Here is a 26,348-nt window from a genome sequence, read left to right as displayed (position 1 = left end):
TCAGACTTTAAAGTTGACGCCGCCTTTGATTAAACGTTCTTAGCTTTGCGATATGCAATCAGATCTTCAATTGAAAGACAGGTTAAATCATGCTCAAGTGCAAACTGGGTAACGCGTGGAAGCTTAGCCATCAGTCCGTCTGGAGCACATAGCTCGCAGAGAATACCTGCAGGAGCTAAACCTGCCAGTCTTGCCAGATCAACAGAAGCCTCAGTGTGACCGTCACGCTCTAGAACACCGCCTTTCTTGGCAACAAGAGGGAACATATGACCAGGGCTTGCAAGATCCTCAGGCTTTCCTTCTGGATTGATAACTGCCTTGATAGCCTTTACGCGATCAGGAGCACTAACGCCGGTGGTAACACCCTTTGCAGCATCTACTGAAATAGTAAATGCGGTACCGTATACAGAGGTATTGTTCTTAACCATCATTGGCAGATTCATTCTTTTTGCCTGCTCTTCCTCGATACAAACGCAGACAATACCTGAACATTCACGGATCATGAATGCCATCTGAGCATCGGTTACAGTTTCTGCTGCGTAGATAAGATCACCTTCGTTCTCTCTATCTTCGTTATCTACAACCAGAATACCACGGCCACGCTTTAAGGCTGTGATAGCAGCCTCTACACGATCGATTGGGGTTTCACCGAAATTTTCCAAAAGGTTCTTAAAGCTCATTTTTACCTCATTTTATGAGTCATAACGACAGTATCGAATAATACCTACTGTCCTAATTAAAACCGGGTAATGTAAAAAATTTAAACAGTATCTAATGCAATTAGAAAACAATCACTAGTGGTACTGTGTTTTATCTGACATTTAATTAGTTATTTTGACTGCGTATTATACTTGATAATCGCAGGAAATTCTGATTAATGAGAAGGATAATCGGAATTTTGAACAAATTTCTCTTTTTTTGTTTGTGTTAGAACTCACAACAGATGATTGCAACTATTTCTTTTATAAGCGGATAATATTATTATTGACGTGGTAGATATGAGCATCGGCCATTAGAATAATAGACAACGCATAAACCTCAAAATAATAGAAACAGTCATGGGGAAAGAAATGGCAAAAATTTTAAATTACGGCTCATTAAACATAGATTATGTCTATGATGTGCCTCATTTTGTTAAAGCAGGCGAAACCTTATCTTCAACCAACAGAAGCATCTTTGCCGGTGGAAAAGGTTTAAATCAGTCTGTAGCTCTGGCCAGAGCCGGAGGCAATGTATATCACGCAGGCGCAGTTGGCAGAGATGATTCAAAGATCCTGACAGATGTTCTTGCTGGAGATAAAATCGATTTCTCAAATATCGCAATGCGAGACTGTCCTTCAGGACACACCATTATTCAGGTGGATTCAAGCGGTCAGAACTGCATTCTTCTTTTCGGCGGCGCCAATCAGACCATCACTGAATCTGATATCGACGGTACTCTAGCCAAGTTTGACAAGGGTGACTTCCTGGTTCTGCAGAATGAGACCAGCAATATCAGATATATGATTGAAAAAGCCTATGAAAAGGGCATGAAGGTCTGCTTCAATGTTTCTCCTTTCACTACAGAACTCTTAAAGCTGCCTTTAGAAAAATGTGCTTACCTGATTGTAAATGAGATTGAAGGCGCAGCTATGGCTGATATGCCTGAAGACACTGATCCATATGTGCTGCTTGAAAAGCTCTGTGAGAAATTCCCTAATACTTCATTTGTACTGACCTTAGGCTCAAGAGGTTCTATCTTAAGAGAAGTCGGTGCTGAACCTATATCCTGCAAAGCCTTCAAGGTTAATGCCGTGGATACTACCGCAGCAGGCGATACCTTCTTAGGCTATCTCATTACCAATATCGCAACTGATATGAACCGTGCACTGGCAATTAAATGTGCAACTGCCGCTTCAGCTCTTGCGGTACAGGTAAAGGGCGCAACCCCATCTATTCCAAAGGCAAAGGATGTGCTGGAGTTTATTAAGAAGTCCGGTCAGGAAGTATTAACAGACAAACTTTAAGGATATAAAAAGTGAAAAAAATCGGATGCTTGAATTCTGAACTGTCATATGTGATTTCCAAGCTTGGTCATTATGACACTCTAACCATTGGCGACTGCGGACTTCCTGTTCCTCCAGGAGTTCAGCGAATCGATCTTGCTGTAACCTACAGTGTTCCAGGCTTCTTTGATGTGTTCAACGTGGTTGATGCTGAAGCCAAGTTCCAGAAGGTAACTATCGCCTCAGAGTCTAAGACTCAGAATCCTGAGTTTTATGAGAAGATTGCAACCTGGGCAAAAAAGAATGGCGTTGAGGTTGCAGAGGTTCCTCACGAGGTTTTCAAGGCAGGAACACAGAAGAGTGTTGCTGTAGTCAGAACCGGTGAGTGCAAGCCTTACAGCAACGTAATTCTTGAGTCCAACGTTTCATTCTAAGTCTTCCTTAGCAATGGATATTCAAAAAAACGGGAAAGGGGCAAATATACTGCCTCTTTCTTATGGTCTGAGCCTTCTAAAACAGCTGCTTCCTGTTCCTACCCATATCTTTAAAAGCGACTGTCATTATTACGAGAAATTCGATAATAATGAGCATGATGACTGGAATGTCTTTAAGACCGATTTTGATTTTCGAACCAGAGTCGTCCAGAGAATAAGACAGAGCCGACTGACGATTATTTCTGATGAAAAGCCCGTGATTTACGGTGGTGTAGCCTGTACAGATGATCTCATTCTGGTTATAGGACCGATTTCCATTGCGGAGATTGATCAGAATTTCTGTAAGCTTTATGCCTTAAAACACAACGCCATCAATGTGGTTCCTTTTTACTGCACCGTTCAGAAGCTTGCCTCAATCCTGCTTTTAATTCACAGCTCCATTACCGGAGAGTTTATCTATCTTAGCGATTTCATTAAGGATACCGCTTTAAGTGAAGATATTATCGAGAATACCAACAAGCAGTTTGCTAGGATTTTCTCAGAACAGAGTCTGAACTCCAGAACCCATAATCCGGGGCAGTTTGAAGAATCAATCAAGACTGCAATTACCACCGGAAATGTTGAGGGCTTAAAACAGGCTCTTAATTCTATATATTCCAGTATGCGAGGAACCTTATCCAGAAATACCCTGCGCTCAGCAAAGAACCTTGCTATAGTTGATATCACCATTGCTACCAGAGCGGCTATTGATGCCGGACTTTCTGTAGAGGAGATGTATACCATCTCTGATGGTTTCATCATGGAGGTGGAGGACTGCAAGTATGAGTCGGATGCCAATGCTCTGGCCCAAGCCTGCGCCTTAAGATGTACCCAGAAGGTAGCAAAGTATCTGTCGGAGAGAAAAGCCAAAACCACATCTCTGTCGGTGGACAGAGCCTGTCAGTATATCGATCACCATATAAATGAGAAGTTTGATCTGCAGACGATGTGTAATAAGCTCAAGATCAGTTCTAGCTATCTCTCAAAGCTATTCCGTCAGGAAAAGAACATGAGCATCGGAGATTATATCCGCCGCAGAAAGATTGAAATAGCACAGATGCTGCTGCGTACCACAGACAGATCACTAGGTGAAATCGCAATGCTTCTGTCATTTAATTCGCAAAGTCACTTCGGAAGAGTTTTCCTGAAGGAAACTGGAATGACGCCTGCAGCCTACAAGAATTCAAAAGCCATAAGAGATTCTCTGATATAGAGATAAAGGAGAATAGTCTTATGCAGCAGTCCTTTAAATACACTCACAGTTTTCTGTCACAGCACTATGCTTCGATTCTGGAGAAGAATCGGACCTGTATTCTTGAAGGTGGAAACGGTCGAATTGACTATACTGACTACGTTGAAGACAAGATTATGTCGCTGGTTGTTCTTATAAGAATCTCTAGAGACGTAAGTGAAAGAATAGCCGCCTTTGAGGATAGACTTAAGGAAATAGAGCCTCAGATGTATTTCTATCCACAGGAGGATTTCCATATTACAGCGCTGGATGTTCTGAAAGGGCAGAGAGGCAGAGTAATTCCCCAGAACATTGACGAGTATGTTGCTGCAGTCAGAACCTGTGCTGAAAAAATCAGACCCTTTGAAATCAGCTTTGAAGGTGTCTCTGCCAGTGATAATGCGGTGATGATCTGTGGCTATTATGATGAGGCGCTAGAGCAGCTGCGCAGGAGTCTTCGAGTAGAATTTAAACACAGTTCTCTTGTCCTTGATGAAAGATATGAAACCTTCTCCTCTCATGTAACAATTGCTCGCCTGTGCTCAAAATATTCAGATCCCGGGAAATTTCTCTCTTTAATCTCTGAGCCTGTCTCCTTTGGCTCAATGACTGTCAGATCTCTTGAAATCTGCTTTCACAGCTGGTGTGATGCTAAGAAAACAGTGATTGCAGAACTCCCTTTGAAATAAAAATGAGTGAATACAATCACACTATTCATAATTTGCCATTTTTGTCACAATTTTAGATTGAAAACGAGCATTTTTTGATCCTATGCTCAATTTTGGATCGAATCAAAATAGGATTATGACAAAAAAGATATTTTCGTGATAAGTCTTGTAGAGTCATTTACATATAATTTAGGGGTAATAAGAAACTTCTGTTGCTATATCTAACAAATGCAACAGCTAATCAAAGAACATACATAGTAGGAGTCATTAAATGAAATTAACAAAAATCTGTGCATCAGTTGCAATGATGTTAGCTGCTTCATCAATGGCAGCATCAGTTCAGGCTGCAGAAGCAAAGCGCTTAACCGGTGGCGGTTCAAACATCATGTACATTATCACCCCATCTCACTCAAACCCATTCTTCAAGACTGAGGCAGAAGTAGCTGCTAAGACTGCAAAAGAATTAGGTTACACCGTAAAGATGGTTTCACACGATGACAGCCCTGTAAAACAGTCAGAGCTATTTGAGACTGCAATTTCTGATAAGGCTGCAGCTATCATCTGTGATAACGCTGGTGCTGATGCAACTGTAGCTGCTGTAAAGCGTGCCTACGACAACAATATTCCAACCTTCCTGTTTGACCGTGAAATCAACGAGCAGGGTATTGCTATCACCCAGATCGTTGCAAACAACTATCAGGGTGCTAAGGGTGCTGCTGAAGTATTCGTAGAGGCAATGGAAGAAGAAGGCGAGTATGCTGAGCTATTCGGTATTGACTCAGATACCAATGCAAAGACCCGTTCAACTGCATTCCACGAGGTTATTGACCAGTATCCAGACATGAAGATGGTTGCTGTTCAGACTGCAAACTGGGATCAGAACCTGGCTTACTCAAAGATGGAGACCATTCTTCAGACCAATCCAAATCTAAAGGGTGTTATTTCTGGTAACGACAACATGGCTGTTGGTGCAGCTGCTGCTATCAAGGCTGCAGGCAAGACCCTGAAGATCATCGGTGTTGACGGCTCTAACGATGCTCGTGACGAAATCCTAGCTGGCAACATGACTGCTACCGCAATGCAGCCTGCTGCTCTAATTGCTGAGATGGCTGTTAAGCAGGCAGACCAGTATCTAAAGACCGGTACTACCGGCCAGCCAGAGAAGCAGTTAATCGACTGCATCATTATCACCAAAGACAATGCTAAGAAGTTAAACGACTTTACCTTAGCTAAGTAAACCTCAAGACTGCGCCACATTTCTGTGGCGCATTTAATAAGAATAACAAGTTTAGAGCAGGGTGCTTTTTGCACTCATAGGGGTTTTTTCGCCTCAAACAGGAGAACATCATGTCAAAAGCTCGCGTAATTATTGCAGGTCTCGCAGTTGCATTTCTGGCTTATGCTGGCCTTTCTGCCACTGTTGTCAAAGAGGGACAGGAAGCAACTTTAACCGGTGAGGCAGCATTTGATCCAACAACAGTAGCAAAGAATTTCTGGGCTGAAAAAGCAAAGGATTACTTTGAAAAGAATGCTGTTGATTTAACAACCTTAATCAAGGAAGCAGATGGTGACTTTAACTCAGTTGCCTCCAAATACGGATATTACTCAATGGGTGATAAGGGAGAGCTTTCCTTTATCGTAAAAGGTTCTGGCAAGGTAACCGAAGTTAAGAACAAGCTTCGTTCAGGTTATTTCTCATTTGATTTAACCGGCAATCCATCTGAGGATGTTAAGACAAGAATTCAGGTAGGTCCAGTATTCAAAGGTTCAGCTGTAAGAGATTCAATCAGTCTTATCAGCTACGATGATTATACCAATCAGATCGAGTGGGCACAGGTTTCAGTAGCATTCCACGAACTTATCACCAGAGATGTTCTTTCAAAAATCAATATGGATGAGCTTAACGGCAAAGAATTTGATTTCCTAGGATGCTTTACAGTAAAACCAGGTCCTCTGCAGATTACCCCTGTTGAGCTGACTGTAAAGTAGGAGCGCGGTAAATGAGCAACGAAAACGAAGAGATCTATTTACACGCTGAAAAGATAGACAAAATCTATCCAGGTACCAAAGCACTGGATCAGGTTTCCTTTGATATCAAGCGTGGTAAGGTAAACGTTCTGATTGGAGAGAACGGTGCCGGTAAATCAACTCTGATGCGTATTATCGCAGGTATTGAGAAACAGTCATCAGGTAAGCTTTATCTGCAGGGCAAGGAAGTTGAATTCAATTCAACTGTTGATGCCCGTGAACATGGTATTGCCATTATTCACCAGGAGCTGTGTCTGTTCCCTAACATGACCGTGTTCCAGAACCTTTTCATGTCATCAGAGCGTACCAAGAACGGTATTCTGGATGATGCTGAACACAGAAAGCTTGCAAAGCAGGTTCTGGCAAGACTGAACTACCCTATCGATCCTGACACCATGGTAGGAGATTTGAGAGTAGGTCAGCAGCAGATGATTGAAATTGCAAGAAATCTTCTGATTCCAAATCTTAAGATTCTGATTATGGATGAGCCTACCTCATCTCTGTCAGAGCAGGAAGTTGACGTTCTGTTCAACATCATGAGAGAACTGACCGCAACCGGTATCTCAATTGTTTATATTTCTCACCGTCTGGAAGAGCTGATGAGAATCGGTGACTATGTAACCATCTTCCGTGATGGCAAGCTGGTTGCTGATGCTGCAGTTAAGGACATTGATGTTCCTTGGATTGTTAAGCAGATGGTCGGTGAAGGCAAGAGCTATCCAAAGCGTGATGTTGCTGTTGACTGGTCAAAGACCAGCAAGGTTTTACAGGTCAAGGATCTGACCCTGCCAAAGAACGGCGGCGGTTATCTGTTAAACAAGGTTTCCTTCGATCTGCATGAGGGTGAGGTATTAGGAATTTACGGCCTGTTAGGTGCAGGTAGAACTGAAATCTTCGAATGCATTATGGGTATGCGTCCAACACATACCGGTGAAGTTTATCTGAACGGAGAAAAGATCGAGATTGGTTCTGTTCCAGAGCAGATTAAGAAAGGATTTGCCTGGCTTCCAGAAGATCGTCAGCGTGACGGACTGGTTCAGACCATGAGCATTGATAAGAATATTGCTCTGTCCAATGTCGCAGAATACACCAATTCACTGGGTCTGATTGATAAGCGCAGAGAAAGTGCCGCAACTGAGGACATGATTAAAGATGTCCACATCAAGGTTGCAGACAAGGAACTTCCAATTCTTTCCTTATCAGGTGGTAACCAGCAGAAGGTGGTATTCGCCAAGGGTGCTCTGACCAAACCAAAGATCATGCTGCTCGATGAACCTTCTCGCGGTATTGATATCGGTGCGAAGACCGAAATCTTCAACCTGATTTATCAGTATGCAAAGAAAGGTGTTTCACTGCTGGTTGTATCTTCAGAACTTGAGGAAATTATCGCTATCGCCGACCGCATTATTGTTCTGTCAAACGGCATTAAGACTGCAGAACTTACCGGCAGCGACATTACTCAGGACAATCTTGTAAAAGCTTCATATATGGGCCACAAAGCTCAGTAAAGGAATTCGGAGAATAAAAAATGAATAAAAATGATGTAATTATGACCATACTTAAGGGCCGTACCCTGATTGTGCTGACCCTGTTAGTCATATTCTTTTCCTGTGCAAGTGAATCCTTCTTTACTTCACAGTCACTTCTTCTGATTGCAAAGCACGTTGCTCTGTACGGTATTTTAGGTATTGGTATGACCTACGTGCTGGTTACAGGCGGTATCGACCTTTCCGTCGGTTCTGTAGTTGGTTTATCCGGTATGATTGCAGGTCTTTTGATTAATCACGGTTTCACCATGTTTGGTTATACCTTCTACTTCTCAATTCCAGTAATCGTGCTTATTGCTGTATTTATCGGTGTGATTGTAGGTTTAATCAACGGTATTATCATCACCAAGTTCGCAGTAGCTCCTTTCATTGCTACCCTGGGTATGATGTACATTGCACGTGGTGCAGCAAACCTGACCTCTAACGGTGCTACCTTCCCTAACCTTGTTGGTAAGGAAGCTTTAGGCAATACCGGTTTTGAAATCTTCGGCCGTGATATTGCTGGTTTCCCAGTAGCTGTAATGATTCTGATTCTGATTGCAATCATCGCTGCAGTTATTCTGCGCAAGACTCCTTTCGGCTGGCACATTCTGGCAATCGGCGGTAACGAGCGTGCTGCTAAGCTTTCAGGTGTTCACGTAGATAACGATAAGATTCTAGTTTACATGTTCTCAGGCGCATGTGCCGCTATTGTAGGTATCATCGCTACCTCTCAGCTGGTTGCTTCTCACCCAATGACCGGTAACACCTGGGAAATGAACGCCATCGCCGCAGCAGTTTTAGGCGGTACTTCTCTGATGGGTGGTGTTGGAACCATCGTTGGTACTGTAATCGGTGCCTTCATCATCGGTGTTATCTCAGACGGTATGGTTATGTGCGGTGTTTCTGAGTTCTGGCAGATGATCATCAAGGGTCTGGTAATTGTACTTGCAGTTATTATTGACCAGTACCAGCGTTCTCTACAGGCTCGCATGGCACTTCAGGCTAGAAACGAGAACAAGTAGTTAAAGGTGGCAGGATATGTTTTTTAAAGAAAAGGGCGAGGATATCCTCGCCGCCTTAAGCGGAAACGTTATTTCAATCGCTGATGTTGAAAGTCCGATTTTCGCAGGCAAGGTAGTAGGAGACGGTGTTGCTATCGTTCCATATGATGGACTTGCAGTAGCACCAATTTCAGGAATCGTCTCCTTTGTGGGTGAGCAGAAGCATACCTACGGTATCACCGGTTTTGATGGCACCGAGGTTCTGATTCACCTGGGCATTGGAACCGTTGAACTGAAGGGTGAAGGTTTTACTCCTTATGTACAGAAGGGAGACAAGGTTTCTGCCGGTGATCCTATCTGTAATGTGAACTGGAAGCTTGTAAAGGAGAAAAACCTGGATATTACCTCTCCAGTGATTATTACCTCAGGTTCAATGGAAAACATCAAGCGACTGACTGTTCTGCAGGGCTTGGCTCAGGCCGGAAAGTCTGTCTGCATGAGATATTACCCAGTAAAAAAATGAAAAATTAAGACAAACGATAAACAAAAGGATCAATCATGACAGCCAAGATTAAATTAGGTTTCGTACCAACCAGAAGAAGTGTATTCAGTGCTCTAGATGCTCTTAAATACAGAGATCTTACCGCAGCGCGTATGAAGGAGCTGGGTATCGATTTTGTGGATATCAAGGATATCAACCCTGAAGGTCTGTTATTCGCTGATGAAGACGTTGCAAAGATTGCAGCTAAATTCAGAAAGGAAGGTGTTGACGGAATTATTCTTGCCCACTGCAATTTCGGTACAGAGTACGTATGCGCAAGACTGGCAAAAGAACTTAATCTTCCTGTACTGTTATGGGGTCCTCTGGATGAGCGTCCTTTACCTGACGGCCGCAGACTGCGTGATACCCAGTGCGGTCTGTTTGCCACCGGTAAGGTACTGCGCAGATTCCAGGTCAAGTTTACCTATCTGACCAACTGTCGTCTGTCTGATCCTGTATTTGAGCGCGGTCTGCGTGACTTTATGGCTGTATGTAATGTTGTAAAGACCTTCAGACATATCCGTATTCTGCAGATGGGGCCACGTCCATTCGATTTCTGGACCACCATGTGCAATGAGGGCGAACTCCTAGAAAAATTCAATATTCAGTTATCTCCAATTCCTCTTCCTGAACTATTGGCAGAAGTACGCAGAATCCGTGACGGTAACGGAGCTAAGGAAGAGCTTGAGATACTTCACGATAAAACCATTATCAAGATTTCAGAACCTAAGGTTGAGACTGTGGCAGCTCTTGCCAGAGCAATGCGCAACCTGATTGAAAAGTACGGCTGTCAGGCAGGTGCTATCCAGTGCTGGACTGCACTTCAGGGAGAACTTGGCATCATGCCATGTGCAGCTAACTCAATTCTTAACGATTTAGGCATTCCAGTTGTCTGTGAGACTGATATTCATGGCGCAATCACTGCCCTGATGGCAGAGGCTGCTGTTATGAATGAATCACGAAGCTTCTTTGCTGACTGGACAGTACGTCACCCTGATAATCCAAACGGTGAACTGCTGCAGCACTGTGGTCCTTGGCCAATTTCAATTGCCAAGGAAAAGCCTGAATTAACCTGTCCAATCGCCTTTGATGATGAAGGTTCTCTATCTGCTGAGGCAAAAGCCGGTAAAGAGCTGACACTTACAAGATTCGATGGTGACAACGGAGAGTATTCTCTGCTTCTCGGCAATGCCAAGAGTGTAGAGGGGCCTAAGATTCTTGGAACCTATATGTGGGTTGAGGTGGACAATATCAAACGTCTTGAAGAGAAGGTTGTTACCGGTCCATATATTCACCACTGCGTAGGTGTTTACAAGAATGTTGTTCCTATTCTCTACGAGGCATGTAAGTACATCGGCATCAAGGCTGATCTCTATGATCCTATTGAAGAGCAGGTAAAGGCATATTTACGCGGAGAATAGATTAGATGAAAGAGCTTAAAAAACTGGCCTACAGACTGCGCCAGGATGTGGTTGACATGATTGTCAACGGTAAGGGCGGACATATCGGTGGCGATATGTCAGTCATGGATGTTCTGGTTACTCTTTACTTTAAAGAGATGAACATTACCAAAGAAAATTTCAGCACCAAAAACCATGACCATTTCATTATGAGTAAAGGTCATTCAGTTGAGTCTTTATATGCTGTTTTAGCTGAGAAGGGATTTTTCTCACGTGAGACTGTTTTAAAGGAATTCAGTCAGTTTGGTTCAAAGTTTATCGGTCACCCAAACAACAAGCTTCCTGGCATTGAGATGAACTCTGGTGCCTTAGGACACGGCCTGCCTGTTGCTGTAGGCATGGCTATCGCCGAGAGAATGAATAAGAGCGATAACCGTGTTTATGTAGTAATGGGTGATGGTGAGCTTGCAGAAGGCTCAGTATGGGAAGGCGCAATGGCCGGTGCCAACTACAGACTTGATAATCTGTGTGCTGTGCTGGACAGAAACCGTCTGCAGATTTCTGGTTCAACCGAAGATGTTATGGCTTTAGATGATCTTCATCGTAAATGGGAAAGCTTCGGCTGGCATGTAATTGATGTATCTGACGGTAATGATATTGAGAAGCTTGCAGCTGCCTTTGATGAAGCCCGTATGGTAAAGGGCAAGCCAACTGTTCTGATTGCCAATACCATCAAGGGTAAAGGTTCTCCTGTAATGGAAAACAAGGCTTCCTGGCATCACCATGTTCCTAATGAAGAAGAATACAAGCAGATCATGAGTGATTTAAAGGCTAGAGCACAGGAGGACTAAAAGATGGCTAATATTGCAAATAAGCAGATGATCTGCGAAGTTTTAATGGAAGCTGCAAAGAAAGACAAGGATATTGTAGTTCTGTGTTCTGATTCAAGAGGAAGTGCTTCAGCAACCCCATTTGCCAATGCCTTCCCAGAGCAGTTTGTCGAGGTAGGTATTGCCGAGCAGGACCTTGTAGGTATTGCTGCAGGTATGGCCAAGGTCGGTAAAAGAACATTCCCTATGTCACCAGCCTGCTTTATCACCGCCCGTTCCTATGAACAGTGCAAGGTGGATGTTGCCTACTCACATACCAATGTAAAGCTTGTTGGTATTTCCGGAGGAGTCAGCTACGGTGCTCTGGGAATGTCCCATCATTCAGCACAGGATATTGCCTGTATGTCTTCAATTCCTGGCATGAGAGTATATCTGCCATCTGACTGCAATCAGACCAGAAAGCTTATGGAAGTTCTGGTTAAGGATAATGAGCCTGCCTATATCCGTGTGGGCAGAAACGCAGTTGATCCTGTATACAGCGAGGATAATGTTCCTTTTGAAATGGACAAGGCTACCTGGGTATGCAAGGGTGAGGATGTTGCCATTGTTGCCTGCGGTGAAATGGTTCTATATGCCAAGCAGGCAGCAGAGATTCTAAAGAAGAAAGGCATCAGTGCAACTGTACTTGATATGTACTGTGTAAAGCCTTTTGACAAGGCTGCAGTTATTGAGGCTGCCAAAAATGCCAAGGTCGTGATTTCTGTTGAAGAGCATTCTCCTTTTGGCGGTCTAGGTTCCATGGTTGCTCAGACTGTATCCGAAAACTGTCCTAAGAAGTGTGTAACCATGTCTCTGCCAGATGAGCCAGTGATTACCGGTAATTCAAAGGAAGTCTTCGCCTACTACAATCTGACAGGCGAGGGTATTGCCAAGAAGGCCGAGGAACTTCTGAATGGCTAGTGACGATGTCTATGTACTGGGCATTGATCAGAGTACGCAGGGTACCAAGGCCCTGCTCTTTGATGCTCAGGGAAAGCTGATTGAAAAGGCTACTCTGCCCCACCGACAGATTATCGATGAGCGTGGTTATGTGGAGCATGATCTCAATGAGATTGGTGCTAATGTAATCGGCGTTGTAAAGGCTCTTATTGATAAGGATCCTGTGCGAGCAGATAAGATTGCAACCGTTGGTCTGTCTGTACAGCGTGAGACTGTCGCAGCCTGGAGAAGATCTACTCTTGAACCTTTATATAATGCGGTGGTCTGGCAGTGTGCCCGCGGTGCAGAGTTTGTCTCCAAACCTGAGGTTAAGTCTAAGGCTCAGAGGATCCGTGAGATTACCGGCCTGGAGCTTTCAGAGTATTTTTCTGCCGCCAAGATAACCTGGCTAGTGGATAATGTTCCTGAGGTTAGAGAGTGTGCACAGAAGAATGATTTATGTATCGGCAACATGGATGCATTTCTGATTTCCTATCTTACTCATGGACAGAGCTTTGCAACAGAACCTTCAAATGCTTCAAGAACCCAGCTTATGGATCTTAAGAATCTCTGCTGGTCAGAAGAGTTATGTTCCTTATTCAAGGTTCCTCTGACTGCTCTGCCAGAGATTAAGGATTCAGATTCAGAATTCGGATTTACTGACTTTAACGGTCTTTTAAAACATCAGATCCCTATTCATGCGGCAGTCGGTGATTCCCAGGGCGCTCTATTCGGACATGGCTGCAGTCAGCCTGGTCAGGTAAAGACTACCTACGGTACCGGCTCCTCAATCATGATGAACAGTGGCGACAAAGTTTCAAGCTGTGAACATGGAATCGTAAATTCTGTAGGCTGGAGACGACATGGCAGAACCACCTATGTGCTTGAAGGCAATATAAATTATTCTGCAGGTATCATAAGCTACCTTAAGGATGATATGCAGCTGATAGCTGATCCGGCTGAGACTGAGGCTCTCGCCAGGGCGGCCAATCCAAATGATCGCTGCTATTTTGTTCCAGCACTATCTGGTCTGGGAGCTCCTTATTTTAACGGTAATGTCCGTGGCTCAATTCTTGGAATAAGCAGACTTACCGGTAAAAAGGAAATAGTAAGAGCCGCACTTGATTCTATTGCCTATCAGGTAAACGATATTCTTGCGCTGATAAGAAAGTCCTCTGATGTAGAGGTAACTCAGCTGTGTGTTGACGGCGGTGCTACAAAGAATTCCTATCTGATGCAGTTCCAGTCTGATCTGGTAGGACTGCCTTTAAAGGTTCCTTCAGATGCGGAGCTTTCCGGTAAGGGAGCTGCCTTTATGGCTGCAATTGCTCAGGGTATTTATTCTGAGAGCATTCTTGAACAGCATCAGGAAGAATCTTTCTTCAGGCCTTTGGCTGATGAGAAGGAGATTAAGACAAAGGTTGAAGGCTGGCATAAGGCTATAGCTTCAACTATTGATTACGGAATTTAAAGATTATGCGTTGTTTATTATGCTAAAAGCATGATGTTCAGGGGATCTTAGCGATCCCCATTTTTTTATTAATCGCACAGTTAGGCTTTATTGGGAGAGCTTGCGATACATTGAAGTCAGCTCTTCCTGGGAGAAAGTATAGGTCTTGCCGCAGTGCTGACAGGTCATAGAGGTACCTTTAGGATCTTCTGCCATGTTCTTAAGCTCAGCAGGATCAAGCTGCATCAAGGCATTCTCACAGCGGCTCTTTGAGCAGATACACTTGAACAGAACCTCTTTCTCTCCGAATATCTTGGTTTCCTCATGGGCAAACAGACGTCCTAGAGATTCTTCTAAAGGCAGGCTGAACAGTTCCTGTGCACTTAAGGTTGCTGCAAGTACACTTAAATGCTCAAGAGAATCAAGGTTACCCGCAATTTCAGGAATAATCTGTAGCATGATACCGCCAGACTGTCTTTCATTCAGATCAGTGCTGATAAAGAATTTGGTTGGAAGCTGCTGCGAGTTTTTAAAGTAGTCCTCTAAGGTTGCACCGATTGACTCGTTGTTTAAGGCAACAATACCCTGCCACTTAACACCGTTCTTTGGAAATACGGATAGGGCAAGAATACCGTCGGCACCGCAAAGCTCGTGAATAGAGGCGTTGTTTTCGACAGCGCTGTTGTCCTTGAGTGCGCATGAACCGTAGAAGCTTAAATCCTGTCTGATATTGATTAGGGCATATTTTAGAGGTGCATTTTTACCGCCTCTGATCTGCACCATGATTTCTGAACCGTCTTTAAGGGTTGACGCAACCAGAACTGAGGAAACCGCCAGTTCCATCATGATCTTTTTCAGACAGTCAGGATAGTCATCATGAATAAGATCTTCAAATGGAGTCTTTAAACGGGTGATTTCACCTCTAACTCCATGATTATCAAAAAGAAATCTTTCAATACTGTTGTGATTAAATGTCTGCATGTATCTAGTTTCCATATTTCATACTGATGAGAGCTCTTCTGTCTTTTTTGTTTGGCTTCTCATCCGGATGAGGTGCCAGCAGAGAATTGAGTTTAATCTGCTCAATCTGCTTTTCTCTCTGTTCGATGCTTTTTTCCGTTTCCTTATATAGTGTCTGAGCTACTACTGCAGGGCCTCTCTGATCGGAAATCTTCACGACTTCAACCTCTCTGCGGATATTTCCCTGAAGTACTTTGACCAAGGCTCCGATTTCAACGGTTCTTGAAGGTTTAGCCTTGACTCCGTTGTAGTCAACCTTGCCGCCTTCAATCATGCTTCTGGCAAGTGAGCGCGTTTTATAGAATCTTGCTGCCCACAGCCATTTATCCAGTCTGACTTCTGTATCTTCTTTATTCTGTGTCATAAATTGAGCCAATATGTACTTTGTCCAATCTTAAGGCAAAGGACAATTTCTAGCATATTAATTTGGGAAAAAAGCTTTTTTCAGTGCTAAAGTATACCAATGATTTTATAAAAAATGGTGTTAATTATGGATCTTTCTGCATTAGATAAACCGGTACCTAAAATTCTTGAAAGGCGTAGAAACAAGGTATCAAGATTCTTCACTGTAGATGAGCTTGATCTGGAGTTTTCAAACAATACCAGAAGAACCTATGAAAGATTGAGCGGTGGAAACGGAGCTATACTTGCAGTTCCTTTTGACGGAAAGGATTTCTATCTGACCTCAGAATACGCCTGCGGTTTTGAGCGTTATGAGCTTGGTTTTGTAAAAGGCAAGATTGATGCCGGTGAGGATGCTGCAACTGCCTGCAACCGTGAGCTTGAAGAGGAAATAGGCTTTGGTTCAAGGAATATCACTCTTCTGCGTCGGGAGATGACCGTAGCCCCAGGTATGCTGCAGCTTAGAATGTTCACCTATCTGTGTACCGATCTCTATCCAAAACATCTTGAGGGTGATGAGCCGGAACCTATTTCAATTGTTAAAGTGTCTCCTGCCGAGGCAAAAGATCTGATTTTTGATGTGGAATCTCCTCTGACTGAATCAAGAGCTATTGCCTGCCTTACTCTTGCCATGAGAAAACTCAATTATCTATAACTACTCATTAGTGTAGCGAATCGCCATTTATATGCCGTTTCGTTACAGATCGTCATTGCATCATAGAAAAACCGAGTTAATAAGGTATGCACAAATATGATGCAAATTTAATAATACATTTATCTCCCTTCTAATTTTGCTTATTCTAGTACCTAGACAATCAATTTCTGATTGTATTTTTTATCACTGCAGGGGGTATCCCTGCTTCATTTTGGGAGTTTGGTGATGCGTCATCTTTTAACTGGCTTTGAATTCAGCCAAGAAGATTATTGGGACATTATTAATACCGCTATAGATATGAAAAAGGATCCAAAGAAGTACGACCGGGTATTAGCAGGTCGGAGCGGCGCAATAATGTTCGAGAAGCCATCACTAAGAACAAGAACAACATTTGAGCTTGCTTTTTACAGACTTGGCGGTCACGGTGTATATCTTGACCTTCAGAACGGCGAGCTGGGTAAGAGAGAAACCATTGCAGATTATTCACGTAATCTGTGCCGCTGGGTAGACTGCCTTGTAGGCAGAGTGTTCTCCCAGAATACTCTTACAGAACTTGCCAAGTATGGTTCTGTACCTGTAATTAATGCTCTTTCAGATTTATATCATCCTGCTCAGGCTATGGCTGACTATATGACAGTTTATGAGCATCTGGGTAAGGTAGAGGGTGTTAATGTTGCTTATGTGGGTGATGGTAACAATGTAACCAATTCACTTTTGGTTGCAGGTTCAATTTTAGGAGCAAACGTTACCTGCTTCTGCCCTGAGAACTGCAGCCCTGATGCAGCTGTATTTATTAAGGCTCAGGAAATTGCAGCAAAGAATGGATGCAAACTTGCTGTGGAGAATGATATCAGCAAGCTGCGTAACTTCGACGTTGTCTACACAGATACCTGGGTATCCATGGGTGATAACACTCCTCTGGATACTGTAAAGAAGAAATATATGCCATATCAGGTTAATTCTTCTCTGGTTGAGCAGTCTGGTGCTCAGATTGTAATGCACTGTCTGCCAGCTCATCGTGGATATGAGATTACCGACGAAGTTATGGACGGAGAGAAATCAGTGGTATTTGATGAGGCTGAAAACCGTCTGCACATTCATATGTCTGTACTTTCTAAACTAGTTAACGCTTAAATTGAGGATTTGAAAATGTTAAAACATGAAAACAAACAGTATAAAAAAGTTATTCTTGCATATTCTGGCGGTCTTGATACTTCAACCATCGTACCTTGGTTAAAGGAGAACTACGGCTGTGAGGTTGTATGTTTCGTTGCTGATATCGGTCAGGAACGTGAAGACCTTGAAGGTATCGAGCAGAAGGCTAAGCAGTCTGGCGCTACCAAGTGCATTATCAAGGATTTAAGAGAAGAATTCGTTAAAGACTATGTCTTCGAGATGATGAAGACCGGTGCTCTATATGAGGGTGAGTATCTTTTAGGTACCGCTATTGCCCGTCCTATCATTGCCAAGGCTATGGTTGAATGTGCTCTTGAGGAAGGAGCTGACGCTGTTGCTCATGGTGCTACCGGTAAGGGTAACGATCAGGTTCGTTTCGAGGCTGCAGTTGCTGCCTTAGCTCCACAGCTTGATGTTATCGCTCCATGGAGAATCTGGGATCTTCAGTCACGTGAAGAGCTGCTTGCTTACCTGAATGAGCGCAACATTCCTTGCAAGACCACTCTAAAGAAGATTTACAGCCGTGATGCTAACTGTCTGCACATCTCAACAGAAGGCGGCGAGCTGGAGAATACCTGGAATGCTCCAACCGAGAATGTATGGGTATGGACTACCTCTCCAGAGAAGGCTCCTGATACTCCAGAAACCTTCGAGCTGACCATTGAGAACGGTATTGTTACTCAGATTAATGGTAAGACCATGACTCCATTTGAGGTTATCTCTGAGCTGAACGAGAGAGGTGCTAGAAACGGTGTTGGTCGTATCGATTTAACCGAGAACAGACTTGTTGGTATGAAGTCACGTGGCTGCTATGAAACCCCAGGCGGCACCATCATCTACAAGGCTTTAAGAGCTATCGAGCAGCTGGTTTTAGACAAGTCAACCAGAGTTTTCCGCGAGCATTTAGCTGTTGAGTTTGCTCAGCTTGTTTATGACGGCAGATGGTTCACCCGTCTAAGAGACATTCTTCAGGCTGCTGCTGATGAGTGTGCTAAAGAAGTTAACGGTAAGGTTGTTCTGAAGCTTTACAAGGGTAACATTGATATTATCCAGAAGGATTCTCCAAACAGCCTGTTCAACTTTGACTTCGTAACCTTCGGTGCTGATCAGGTTTACAGCCAGGCTGACGGTGACGGCTTCATCCGTCTATATACTTTACCAAGCAGAATTCGCGCTATTAACGCAGCTGCTAGAAAGAAATAATCTTTCTGATTAGATAGAATGCGGTTCAGGGAGTGATCTCTGAGCCGTATTTTGTATAGTTTTAACGTAATTAATAAGGTCGAGGTATATATGGCTTTATGGGGCGGAAGATTTACCCAGGGTCCTGATCAGAGATTCAAGGATTACAACGATTCTCTGAAATTTGACTACAGACTGGCTCTTGAGGATATTGAGGGCTCAATTGCCTGGGCTGATGCAATTTACAGCGCAGGTGTTCTAACCGAGCAGGAAAACAAAGATCTTAAAAAGGCTTTGGAGGAACTGTATGCTGAGGTTAGCGAGAATCTTGATGAGATTGCCAAGTGTGATGACGAGGATATTCATTCCTATGTTGAGCGTCGTCTGATTGAAAAGGTTGGTAACCTAGGCAAGAAACTTCATACAGGCAGAAGCCGTAATGATCAGGTTGCAGTAGATTTAAAGCTATGGTGCATGAAAGCCTGCGATCATGTCTTATCATCAATTGATAAGCTGCAGAAACAGCTGTTAAAGGTTGCAGATGAGAATCAGGGCAGTATCTTCCCTGGCTATACACATCTGCAGAGAGCTCAGCCTGTTACCTTCACTCACTGGATTTTAGCTTACATCCAGATGTTTGAAAGAGATTACTTAAGACTTTTAAATGCCAAAGAGCTTTTATCAACCTGTCCTTTAGGTTCAGCTGCCCTTGCAGGTACTGCCTATAACATTGACAGAGATGCCTTAGCTCAGGCTTTAGGCTTTAAGTGTGCTACCAGAAACAGTCTTGATGGTGTTTCAGACAGAGACCATGTAATGGAGCTTCTATCCTGTGCAAGTATTTCTATGGTTCATTTATCAAGACTTGCAGAGGATCTGATTATCTACAATTCAGGTGAGGCCAAGTTTGTTGAGTTATCTGACAAGGTAACCTCCGGCTCTTCTCTAATGCCTCAGAAGAAGAATCCTGATGCTCTTGAGCTTATCCGCGGTAAGTGCGGACGAGTAGTTGGTGCTCTGACCGGTATGCTGGTAACCACCAAGGCACTACCTTTAGCTTATGACAAGGATCTTCAGGAGGACAAGGAGCGTCTGTTTGATGCTATTGATACCTGGATTGACAGTCTGGATATGGCAGCGCTGGTATTTGAAGGCATCAAGCTTAACCAGCAGAATGCTGTTGATGCAGCCAAGGGCGGCTACTCAAATGCAACCGAGCTTGCTGACTACCTGGTATCAAAGAATGTTCCTTTCCGTGAGGCTCACTCAATTGTCGGCAGAATCGTGCTGTATGCTATTTCCAAGGACAAGGCCCTGGAGGATTTAAGTGTTGCCGAGTTCAAGGAATACTCAGAGGTAATCTCTGATGATGTATACCCATGCCTGCAGCTTGAGAATATCCTGGCCAAGAGAGATATCATCGGCGGTGTAGCTCCTTCCCAGAGCGCACTGGAGATTAAGAGAATGAAGGAATATCTGGAGAACAGATAGTATCTTTATTTAAGATCAAGAAAAAAGCCTGAGAGTTTATTCAACTTTCAGGCTTTCGTTTTTTTGAGATTCTATTTTTTTCCGGTTGAACCGAAGCCGTCTTCTCCACGCTCTGAAGTCTCATCAAATTCATCTGTAACTTCAAAATTTGCATGCAGGACCGGAACAAACAGCATCTGTGCTACGCGGTCGCCAACACAGATTTTAAAAGGCTTGTCTGAATGATTCCACAGTGGCATCATCAGCGGTCCCTGGTAGTCGGCATCAATCACTCCGGTTAGGTTTGACAGCACAATACCGTGCTTGTAGCCAAGGCCTGAACGAGGAACAATTAAAGCAGTTACCGTCTTGTCTGCTATATGCATGGCAATTCCACTGCTTATAAGTCTTACCTCTCCAGGATTCAGAATGAAGTCCTCCTTTTCCATAGCTCTTAAATCCATGCCTGCTGACATTGGAGTTTCATAACCAGGAAGAGGGAACTCCTTTCCTAACCTTTTATCTAGAATCTTAACTTTTACGTTTAGCATTAACTGTTTTTCTTTTTAGATGATGTAAAGATTAATTCCATCAGATACTGAGCGATAACAGGTTTAGGCTGTTTCTCAAAGTGGGCGATCTGTCCGTCCTTATCAAATACAGTAACCTCATTATCATCACTGTTAAAGCCAATAGCCTTGTTGGAAACATCATTGAGCACAATCAGATCAAGATGCTTCTTTTCAAGTTTTGCACGGGCAAAATCATGCAGATTATTGGTTTCAGCAGCAAATCCTACAGTAAATGGTCTGTTGGATTCAAGTTTTCCTACGGTGGCAACAATATCAGGATTCTTAACCAGTTTGATGGTTAGGGTATCTGAATCGTCAGATTTCTTGATCTTAACTGGAGAGATAGTCTCAGCTCTGAAATCTGCAACCGCTGCACAGCCAATGAAGATATCTGCAGATTTTACATAATCCTCAACAGCACTTAACATCTGTACTGCACTCTTAACATCAATCTTGCGGACACCCTTAGGTGCTTCAAGGTTAACAGGACCTGAGATCAGAGTTACCTCTGCACCTAGGGCAGCAGCGGCATAAGCCAGAGCATAGCCCATCTTTCCTGAGGAGTTGTTGGAGATAAAGCGTACAGGATCAAGATCCTCAACGGTAGGACCTGCTGTAATTACAACCTTGTAGCCGGCACCAGAGGCCTTTGGAAGAAGTCTGGTCTGAGTAAGCTCCAATGGTTTGACTGGGGAAGGCAGTCTGCCCTGATGGTTCTCAAGCTGGCCCTGAACAGTCTTGTTTTCAAGTCTCTGTGAAAGAATTGCGCAGATATCCTCAAACAGTTCCTCCGGCTCCTTCATTCTACCTGTTCCGCTGATACCGCAGGCAAGTTCACCTTCAGCAGGAGAGATTACATAGATACCGCGTCTTAGTAGAGTCTGCAGATTTTCCTGAGTGGCAGGATTGTTGTACATATTTGTGTTCATGGCAGGAGCCACTGCTACAGGACAGGTTGCGGCCAGAGTAACAGCTGTCAGCATGTTGTCTGCCATACCGGCTGCAATCTTGGCGATAGTATTTGCGGTAGCAGGTGCGATAATTACCATATCTGCATTGTTTGCCAGGGCAATGTGAGAGATATCTTCTGTTTTGTCAAAGATTTCAATTGAAACAGGATGGCCTGACAGTGCCTCAAAGGTTTCCTTGCCGACAAGTTTTGCGGCAGCAGGTGTCATCACCACGAATACCTGAGCGCCGCTTTTAACTAAAAGACGGCAAAGGATACATGCTTTATATGCAGCGATTCCACCTGTAACTCCCAAAATAATCTTGCGATCTTTTAACTGAGTTCCCATTTTAAGCATCTCCTTATATTAATATTTTCTACTAACTCTCAGATTATAAAACATATTAATCCAATATAATTGCTATTAATTTTCATGATTGATCTGTATCGTATTAATATTATATAATACGCAATTACCACGAAACCTTAGAGGATTAATCTCCTCGATTAAAGTGCGTATTCATAAATAAAGTTGTCTTAAAAATTAAAATATTTTTGAGATATAGTCTTCTTTTGTGTTAGAATACGTGAACTTTTGTTTTGACCTATTAATCTAATTCGGCTTTTAGCTGATTGTTTGATTGATTTTTTTATTTTTTGGAGTGTGAACTAACATGTCCAGAGTTTGCCAAGTTACGGGCAAGCGCCCAGCAGTGGGTAACCACCGTTCCCACGCAAAGAATGCGGCTAAGCGTCGTTTTCTACCTAACTTAAAGTATCACCGTTTCTGGGTTGAGAGTGAAGGCCGCTTCGTAAGACTGCGTGTCACCACTAAGGCTATGCGTATTATTGACAAGTGCGGTATCGATTCTGTTCTTGCTGATATGCGTGCAAACGGCGTTAGAGTTTAAAGGAGTCCAAAATGGCTAAGAAAGGCGGTCGTGAAAAGATCCGTTTAAATTCAACTGCAGGTACTGGTCACTTCTATACTACTGACAAGAACCGTCGTACCACCCCTGGTAAGATGGAAATGATGAAGTATGATCCAGTTGTTCGTCAGCATGTTTTATACAAGGAAGGCAAGATTAAATAATCTTGTTTCTGATGGACTTTTGCAAAAGTTTATTTTAAAAACTCAGCTTCGGCTGAGTTTTTTTTCATCGTTATCACAATTCACCGTCGATCCCTCAAAAATTCCCTTTTTTCCTAACCGCTTAATTTCTCACATACTATTTTCCAACATGTGTATGTTTCTGAAAAAAAATAACATTTTCTGCTTCTATTAATCATTAAAAGTGTTAAAATTTTTTTCAAATTTTATGTGAGGTGGATCATCTAATCTTCTTCTAAGTTTAGTATGTAAAATTACCTCCCAAAGAATTATTTTTAAACTAAGGAAATATATTATGAAGACTAAGTTATTAGCTTTAGCTGTTGCTTGTGCAACTGCTTCTTTTGCTGCTAACGCTGCTGTTAGCGATACCTGGAGTGCAGGTGCTGCTGCAGGTTATGTTTACGGTTTTGATCATCACTTCGATGGTGCAAAATTTGAACAGGAAGGCTACGGCTTAAAGCTAAACGGTGAATACAACTTCACCGACTGGTTCGGTCTAGGTTTAGGTTATGACTACACTGCAAAGCAGCACATCACCGCTTTTGATAACAAATCAAGCCTACACAGCAACATCGCTGAAGTATACGGCAGATTTGCTTATCCACTAGATAACACCGGTTCTGACATTTTCTTCAAGGTAGGTCCTACCGGTAACTGGGCTTCTGCTTTCGGTGAGACCCACTACAAGTTAGGTGCTGTTGCTGGTATCGGCGCTCAGTATGCTTTCAACGATAACCTGGCAATCCGCGGCGGCTATGATTTCTTCTACAAGAACATGAAGCAAGACGGCGCTCGTGTAGACAACGGTATGCTATATGTTGGTCTTCAGTACACCTTCGGTGCTAAGAAGGCTGCTCCTGCTCCTGTAGCAGCTCCAGCTCAGAAGACTGTTCGTGTTACCGAGAACCACACCTTAGACGCTGGTATTCTGTTCCCATTCGATGGTTCAAACCTATCAGCTGAAGGCAAGCAGGCTGTTGCTGAGGTTGTAAATTCTTCAAACAACCTACAGAACACTGAGTTCGAAGTTTACGGTTACACCGACCGTATCGGTTCAGACGCTTACAACAACAAGCTATCTCAGAAGCGTGCTGACGCAGTTGCTGCTGAATTACAGAACAACGGCGTAACCACTCTGAAGGCTTCAGAGGGTCGTGGTAAGTCAAATCCTGTAACTGGTGACAAGTGCAACTCAGTACAGGGCCGCAAGGCACTTATCGACTGCTTAGCAGCTGACCGTCGTGTAGAGGTTGTTGTTACTGGCGATACCACCAAGGTTCAGAAGCAGTAATATTTACTCTTCATGAAAAGACAGAATCTCCCTTTTTAGGGAGATTCTTGTTTATAGGGACTCTATTTTCTGATTATCTTAGTGTACGGTATGTAAACTGTGCCGTTAGACCATACCTTCATATTCAGTTTCTTACTTAATTTACGGTTATCAGTTTCCTTTGACTGAGCCAGTATAAGGATTGCCTGAGCCTGCTCTTTTTCATCATTCACAATGGTCGCTTCAAGCTTATTCTCTTCAATTGCCTTTATGGCAGGTTCAATTCCATCAACTCCAAATACCGGTATATATTTCTTCTTTTTACTGCCGGTATTGTAGCCTTCCTTATTAAGTGCGGAAATCGCTCCTAATGCCATAGCATCGTTATTGCAGATGATAAGTTCAACATGATCTATGCCGTTGTTGAGGATATAGTTCTCTAGTTCTCCTCTTGCCTTAAGACTGTCAAACTGACCATCAAGTTTTGCATTAATATCTATGTAGTTATATTTGAGGCAGAGCTCCACGGCAAGTGAAGCTGTTCTAAGATAGGTAGCCTGATGCTCCTGTGGACCGGTTAAGATAATTGTAGCAATTCGGCCATCCTTATTTCTGTCTATATCAGGATGTCTCTCTATATAGTCGATAACAACTTCTGCCTGCAGTTGGCCTGCCTGCATAGAATCACCTTCTACATACCAGACCTTAGAATAATCATCCATATGCTTCAGGTCTGGCTGGCGATTGAAAAATATTACTCTGCTTCCTGATTTTTTGCAGTTTTCAATAATCTTTTCTGTAAGCTCCGGCTTAACCAGATTAATTATCTTAGGTTTATTGTCGGGCAGTTTCTCTGCAATCTGAAGTTCCTGTGCCCCTGCATCATTGTTGGCATCAAAAGATTCAAGAGAGAGATTCTGCTCTTTGGCTAAGGTCTCCATTTCATTTTGAAAGGCGGAGATATACTGATCTGAAAGACTGTAGTAAAACACATCAAAACTGCTGTTCTGCTCCTCAGCCTGTGATACCAGGGGACTGCCTGCCAGCAGTAAAGGTAGGGCAAGCATACCTAATTTAGAGAATTTTACCTTCATATACTTTCCTGTGTTGGTAATTGCAGAGAATCGATAAAAAGATCGTGTACTTTTAAGTATAGTTTGTAGAAGATAATTAGGTTGTATAAATGGTAGAAGAGTTGGAAAAATAATTGAAAAGGCCTGAAAGATATCAGGCCTTGAATAAAGAATATGATTAGAAAACTTCTGAATTAATAGTCGTCAGCTCTCTCAATTCCATCGATCATCTGCTGATAGTATGAAATTGCAGCAGAATCAGGATTCTCCATAATCTGCTTGAACATATGCTTAATCTGCTCCATAACGCTCGCACGGCAGATAAATACCAGCTGAGAGTGTCTTTCTCCATTAGGCCAGCTGTGGAGCTCAGATAAAGGGTACAGATTGCCCTGTACGCCATGGATTACAATTGGCTTCTCCTGATCTTTAAGATCAATGATGCCCTTTATTCTCAGGATTGAGTCACCGTACTGTTCCTGGACTGTGCTGATGCCTGAAAGCAGGGCCAGTGCCTCGATTGGCTCATCAAACTCCATACAGAAGGAATCGATATCTGAATGAGCGATAATCTTTGGCTTGGATACTCCGATGGTGGAGTTTACAGTTGCAGGTCTGATTGAAGATGCCAGATTTGGTGACTTGAAGTTAAGCCAGGAGGTAACCTTCTTGTCAAAGGCCTGATCTGCATTTTTGTAAGGTCCGATATCAAATAGGATCTTAGGCGAGATATTGCCCTTAACTGCAGGGAATACTTTGGCGGCAGGATTAATCTTGGCGGTGATTTCGTAAATGGCATCAAGCTCATCAGATTCGATAAGATCGGTTTTGCTTACGATAACGATATCTGCAAGGGCAATCTGTTTTACTGCCTCATACTGTTTTTTGAGCTGATCGCGTACGAACATACCGTCAAGTACGGTTACGGTACCGTCGTGATAGTAATGATCTAAAAGGAAGTCATCACCGTTCAGGGTGCCGATAACACCAGAAGGATCAGCAAGACCGGTAGTTTCGATAATTACACGCTTGAACTTAGGGATTTCTCCACGCTGGGACTTGATGTAGTTGGTGGCAAGAGAGTCAACTAATGCTCCCTGAAGTGAACAGCAGATACATCCTGACTGCAGCAGTACAACTGATGAGTCAACAGACTCAACCAGCTCATGATCCAAGCCGACATCTCCGAATTCATTAATCAGAACCAGTGTGTCTTTGAAGTCTTCTGAGTTTACCCAGTGATTTAATAAAGTTGTTTTTCCGCTTCCTAAAAAACCTGTAATGATATTAACGGGAATCTTATTCTCGTCATTGATTGCAGGATTCTCTGCATTTTCTGACATTATTTAGT

The 26,348-nt window shown here is 43.2% G+C and carries 27 protein-coding genes; 20 read left to right on the top strand and 7 right to left on the bottom strand.

Annotated elements, in window-relative coordinates:
* Positions 1–29: 29 nt before the first annotated feature.
* Complete coding sequence (gene ribB / locus BM308_RS03650) at positions 30–680, bottom strand: 3,4-dihydroxy-2-butanone-4-phosphate synthase (protein ID WP_074942951.1); 651 nt, start codon at positions 678–680, stop codon at positions 30–32.
* Between the two features lie 390 nt (positions 681–1,070).
* Between ribB and BM308_RS03645 the strand changes: the two genes are divergently transcribed.
* From BM308_RS03645 to BM308_RS03585, 13 genes are all read left to right on the top strand, one after another.
* The gene (locus BM308_RS03645) at positions 1,071–2,006 is read left to right on the top strand and encodes a ribokinase (protein WP_074942950.1); all 936 of its coding nucleotides are present in this window, start codon (positions 1,071–1,073) and stop codon (positions 2,004–2,006) included.
* Positions 2,007–2,017: 11 nt separating this feature from the next.
* Positions 2,018–2,419, top strand: a complete 402-nt coding sequence (rbsD, locus tag BM308_RS03640) for a D-ribose pyranase (protein ID WP_074942948.1) — start codon at positions 2,018–2,020, stop codon at positions 2,417–2,419.
* A gap of 13 nt (positions 2,420–2,432) precedes the next feature.
* Positions 2,433–3,671, top strand: a complete 1,239-nt coding sequence (locus BM308_RS03635) for a helix-turn-helix domain-containing protein (protein ID WP_074942947.1) — start codon at positions 2,433–2,435, stop codon at positions 3,669–3,671.
* 20 nt (positions 3,672–3,691) lie between these two features.
* A complete protein-coding gene (locus BM308_RS03630; RefSeq protein WP_074942945.1) occupies positions 3,692–4,378 on the top strand; it encodes a 2'-5' RNA ligase family protein in 687 nt (228 codons plus the stop codon).
* Positions 4,379–4,628: 250 nt separating this feature from the next.
* The gene (locus BM308_RS03625) at positions 4,629–5,594 is read left to right on the top strand and encodes a D-ribose ABC transporter substrate-binding protein (RefSeq protein ID WP_074942943.1); all 966 of its coding nucleotides are present in this window, start codon (positions 4,629–4,631) and stop codon (positions 5,592–5,594) included.
* A 110-nt stretch (positions 5,595–5,704) separates the two neighbouring features.
* Positions 5,705–6,346, top strand: coding sequence for a DUF2291 family protein (locus tag BM308_RS03620; RefSeq protein WP_074942942.1), 642 nt, complete (start codon positions 5,705–5,707; stop codon positions 6,344–6,346).
* 11 nt (positions 6,347–6,357) lie between these two features.
* A complete protein-coding gene (locus BM308_RS03615) occupies positions 6,358–7,893 on the top strand; it encodes a sugar ABC transporter ATP-binding protein (RefSeq protein ID WP_074942940.1) in 1,536 nt (511 codons plus the stop codon).
* Between the two features lie 20 nt (positions 7,894–7,913).
* The gene (locus tag BM308_RS03610; protein ID WP_074942939.1) at positions 7,914–8,936 is read left to right on the top strand and encodes an ABC transporter permease; all 1,023 of its coding nucleotides are present in this window, start codon (positions 7,914–7,916) and stop codon (positions 8,934–8,936) included.
* A 16-nt stretch (positions 8,937–8,952) separates the two neighbouring features.
* A complete protein-coding gene (locus tag BM308_RS03605; RefSeq protein WP_074942937.1) occupies positions 8,953–9,438 on the top strand; it encodes a PTS sugar transporter subunit IIA in 486 nt (161 codons plus the stop codon).
* Positions 9,439–9,473: 35 nt separating this feature from the next.
* Entirely contained in the window at positions 9,474–10,877 is a 1,404-nt protein-coding gene (locus tag BM308_RS03600; RefSeq protein WP_074942936.1) for an L-fucose/L-arabinose isomerase family protein, read from the top strand.
* A gap of 5 nt (positions 10,878–10,882) precedes the next feature.
* Positions 10,883–11,707, top strand: a complete 825-nt coding sequence (locus tag BM308_RS03595; protein ID WP_074942935.1) for a transketolase — start codon at positions 10,883–10,885, stop codon at positions 11,705–11,707.
* 3 nt (positions 11,708–11,710) lie between these two features.
* Positions 11,711–12,646 carry a transketolase family protein gene (locus tag BM308_RS03590; protein WP_074942933.1) on the top strand — a complete coding sequence of 312 codons (936 nt, stop codon included), beginning with the start codon at positions 11,711–11,713 and terminating at the stop codon, positions 12,644–12,646.
* Positions 12,639–14,135, top strand: a complete 1,497-nt coding sequence (locus tag BM308_RS03585; protein ID WP_074942932.1) for an FGGY-family carbohydrate kinase — start codon at positions 12,639–12,641, stop codon at positions 14,133–14,135. Before BM308_RS03590 ends, BM308_RS03585 begins: the two co-directional genes overlap by 8 nt.
* Before the next feature lie 87 nt (positions 14,136–14,222).
* Here the strand turns inward: BM308_RS03585 and hslO are convergent, their stop codons facing one another.
* Together hslO and hslR are read right to left on the bottom strand one after the other, a co-directional pair.
* Positions 14,223–15,095, bottom strand: coding sequence for an Hsp33 family molecular chaperone HslO (hslO, locus tag BM308_RS03580; RefSeq protein ID WP_074942930.1), 873 nt, complete (start codon positions 15,093–15,095; stop codon positions 14,223–14,225).
* Positions 15,096–15,099: 4 nt separating this feature from the next.
* Complete coding sequence (gene hslR, locus BM308_RS03575; RefSeq protein ID WP_074942928.1) at positions 15,100–15,498, bottom strand: ribosome-associated heat shock protein Hsp15; 399 nt, start codon at positions 15,496–15,498, stop codon at positions 15,100–15,102.
* A gap of 126 nt (positions 15,499–15,624) precedes the next feature.
* Here hslR and nudE point away from each other — a divergent pair, with 126 nt between their 5' ends.
* From nudE to argH, 4 genes are all read left to right on the top strand, one after another.
* Complete coding sequence (gene nudE / locus BM308_RS03570; protein ID WP_083425426.1) at positions 15,625–16,191, top strand: ADP compounds hydrolase NudE; 567 nt, start codon at positions 15,625–15,627, stop codon at positions 16,189–16,191.
* Positions 16,192–16,416: 225 nt separating this feature from the next.
* On the top strand, positions 16,417–17,325 hold the full coding sequence (locus BM308_RS03565; protein WP_074942927.1) for an ornithine carbamoyltransferase: 909 nt from the start codon (positions 16,417–16,419) through the stop codon (positions 17,323–17,325).
* Between the two features lie 15 nt (positions 17,326–17,340).
* On the top strand, positions 17,341–18,570 hold the full coding sequence (locus BM308_RS03560; protein ID WP_074942925.1) for an argininosuccinate synthase: 1,230 nt from the start codon (positions 17,341–17,343) through the stop codon (positions 18,568–18,570).
* 90 nt (positions 18,571–18,660) lie between these two features.
* The gene (gene argH / locus BM308_RS03555) at positions 18,661–20,040 is read left to right on the top strand and encodes an argininosuccinate lyase (RefSeq protein WP_074942924.1); all 1,380 of its coding nucleotides are present in this window, start codon (positions 18,661–18,663) and stop codon (positions 20,038–20,040) included.
* A 71-nt stretch (positions 20,041–20,111) separates the two neighbouring features.
* Here argH and dut read toward each other — a convergent pair whose 3' ends face one another.
* Together dut and coaBC are read right to left on the bottom strand one after the other, a co-directional pair.
* Positions 20,112–20,570, bottom strand: coding sequence for a dUTP diphosphatase (gene dut, locus BM308_RS03550; protein ID WP_074942922.1), 459 nt, complete (start codon positions 20,568–20,570; stop codon positions 20,112–20,114).
* Positions 20,570–21,889, bottom strand: a complete 1,320-nt coding sequence (gene coaBC / locus BM308_RS03545; protein WP_074942921.1) for a bifunctional phosphopantothenoylcysteine decarboxylase/phosphopantothenate--cysteine ligase CoaBC — start codon at positions 21,887–21,889, stop codon at positions 20,570–20,572. Before coaBC ends, dut begins: the two co-directional genes overlap by 1 nt.
* A 325-nt stretch (positions 21,890–22,214) precedes the next feature.
* Between coaBC and rpmB the strand changes: the two genes are divergently transcribed.
* The 3 genes from rpmB to BM308_RS03530 all read left to right on the top strand — a co-directional run bounded on the left by rpmB (position 22,215) and on the right by BM308_RS03530 (position 23,945).
* Positions 22,215–22,451 (top strand): 50S ribosomal protein L28, encoded by a 237-nt coding sequence (gene rpmB, locus BM308_RS03540; RefSeq protein ID WP_074838501.1) that lies wholly within the window; start codon positions 22,215–22,217, stop codon positions 22,449–22,451.
* 11 nt (positions 22,452–22,462) lie between these two features.
* Positions 22,463–22,633, top strand: coding sequence for a 50S ribosomal protein L33 (rpmG, locus tag BM308_RS03535; RefSeq protein ID WP_021889297.1), 171 nt, complete (start codon positions 22,463–22,465; stop codon positions 22,631–22,633).
* A gap of 313 nt (positions 22,634–22,946) precedes the next feature.
* Positions 22,947–23,945, top strand: a complete 999-nt coding sequence (locus BM308_RS03530; protein WP_074942919.1) for an OmpA family protein — start codon at positions 22,947–22,949, stop codon at positions 23,943–23,945.
* A 62-nt stretch (positions 23,946–24,007) separates the two neighbouring features.
* Here BM308_RS03530 and BM308_RS03525 read toward each other — a convergent pair whose 3' ends face one another.
* Both BM308_RS03525 and BM308_RS03520 read right to left on the bottom strand, forming a co-directional pair.
* Complete coding sequence (locus BM308_RS03525; RefSeq protein WP_074942918.1) at positions 24,008–25,018, bottom strand: galactose ABC transporter substrate-binding protein; 1,011 nt, start codon at positions 25,016–25,018, stop codon at positions 24,008–24,010.
* Between the two features lie 173 nt (positions 25,019–25,191).
* A complete protein-coding gene (locus BM308_RS03520) occupies positions 25,192–26,340 on the bottom strand; it encodes a CobW family GTP-binding protein (protein WP_083425425.1) in 1,149 nt (382 codons plus the stop codon).
* Positions 26,341–26,348 lie beyond the last annotated feature (8 nt).

The sequence above is a fragment of the Succinivibrio dextrinosolvens genome (genome assembly GCF_900116345.1).
Lineage (GTDB): Bacteria > Pseudomonadota > Gammaproteobacteria > Enterobacterales > Succinivibrionaceae > Succinivibrio > Succinivibrio dextrinosolvens_B.
Note: the sequence above shows the minus strand (reverse complement) of the source record. Positions and strands in the feature narration are given on the sequence as shown.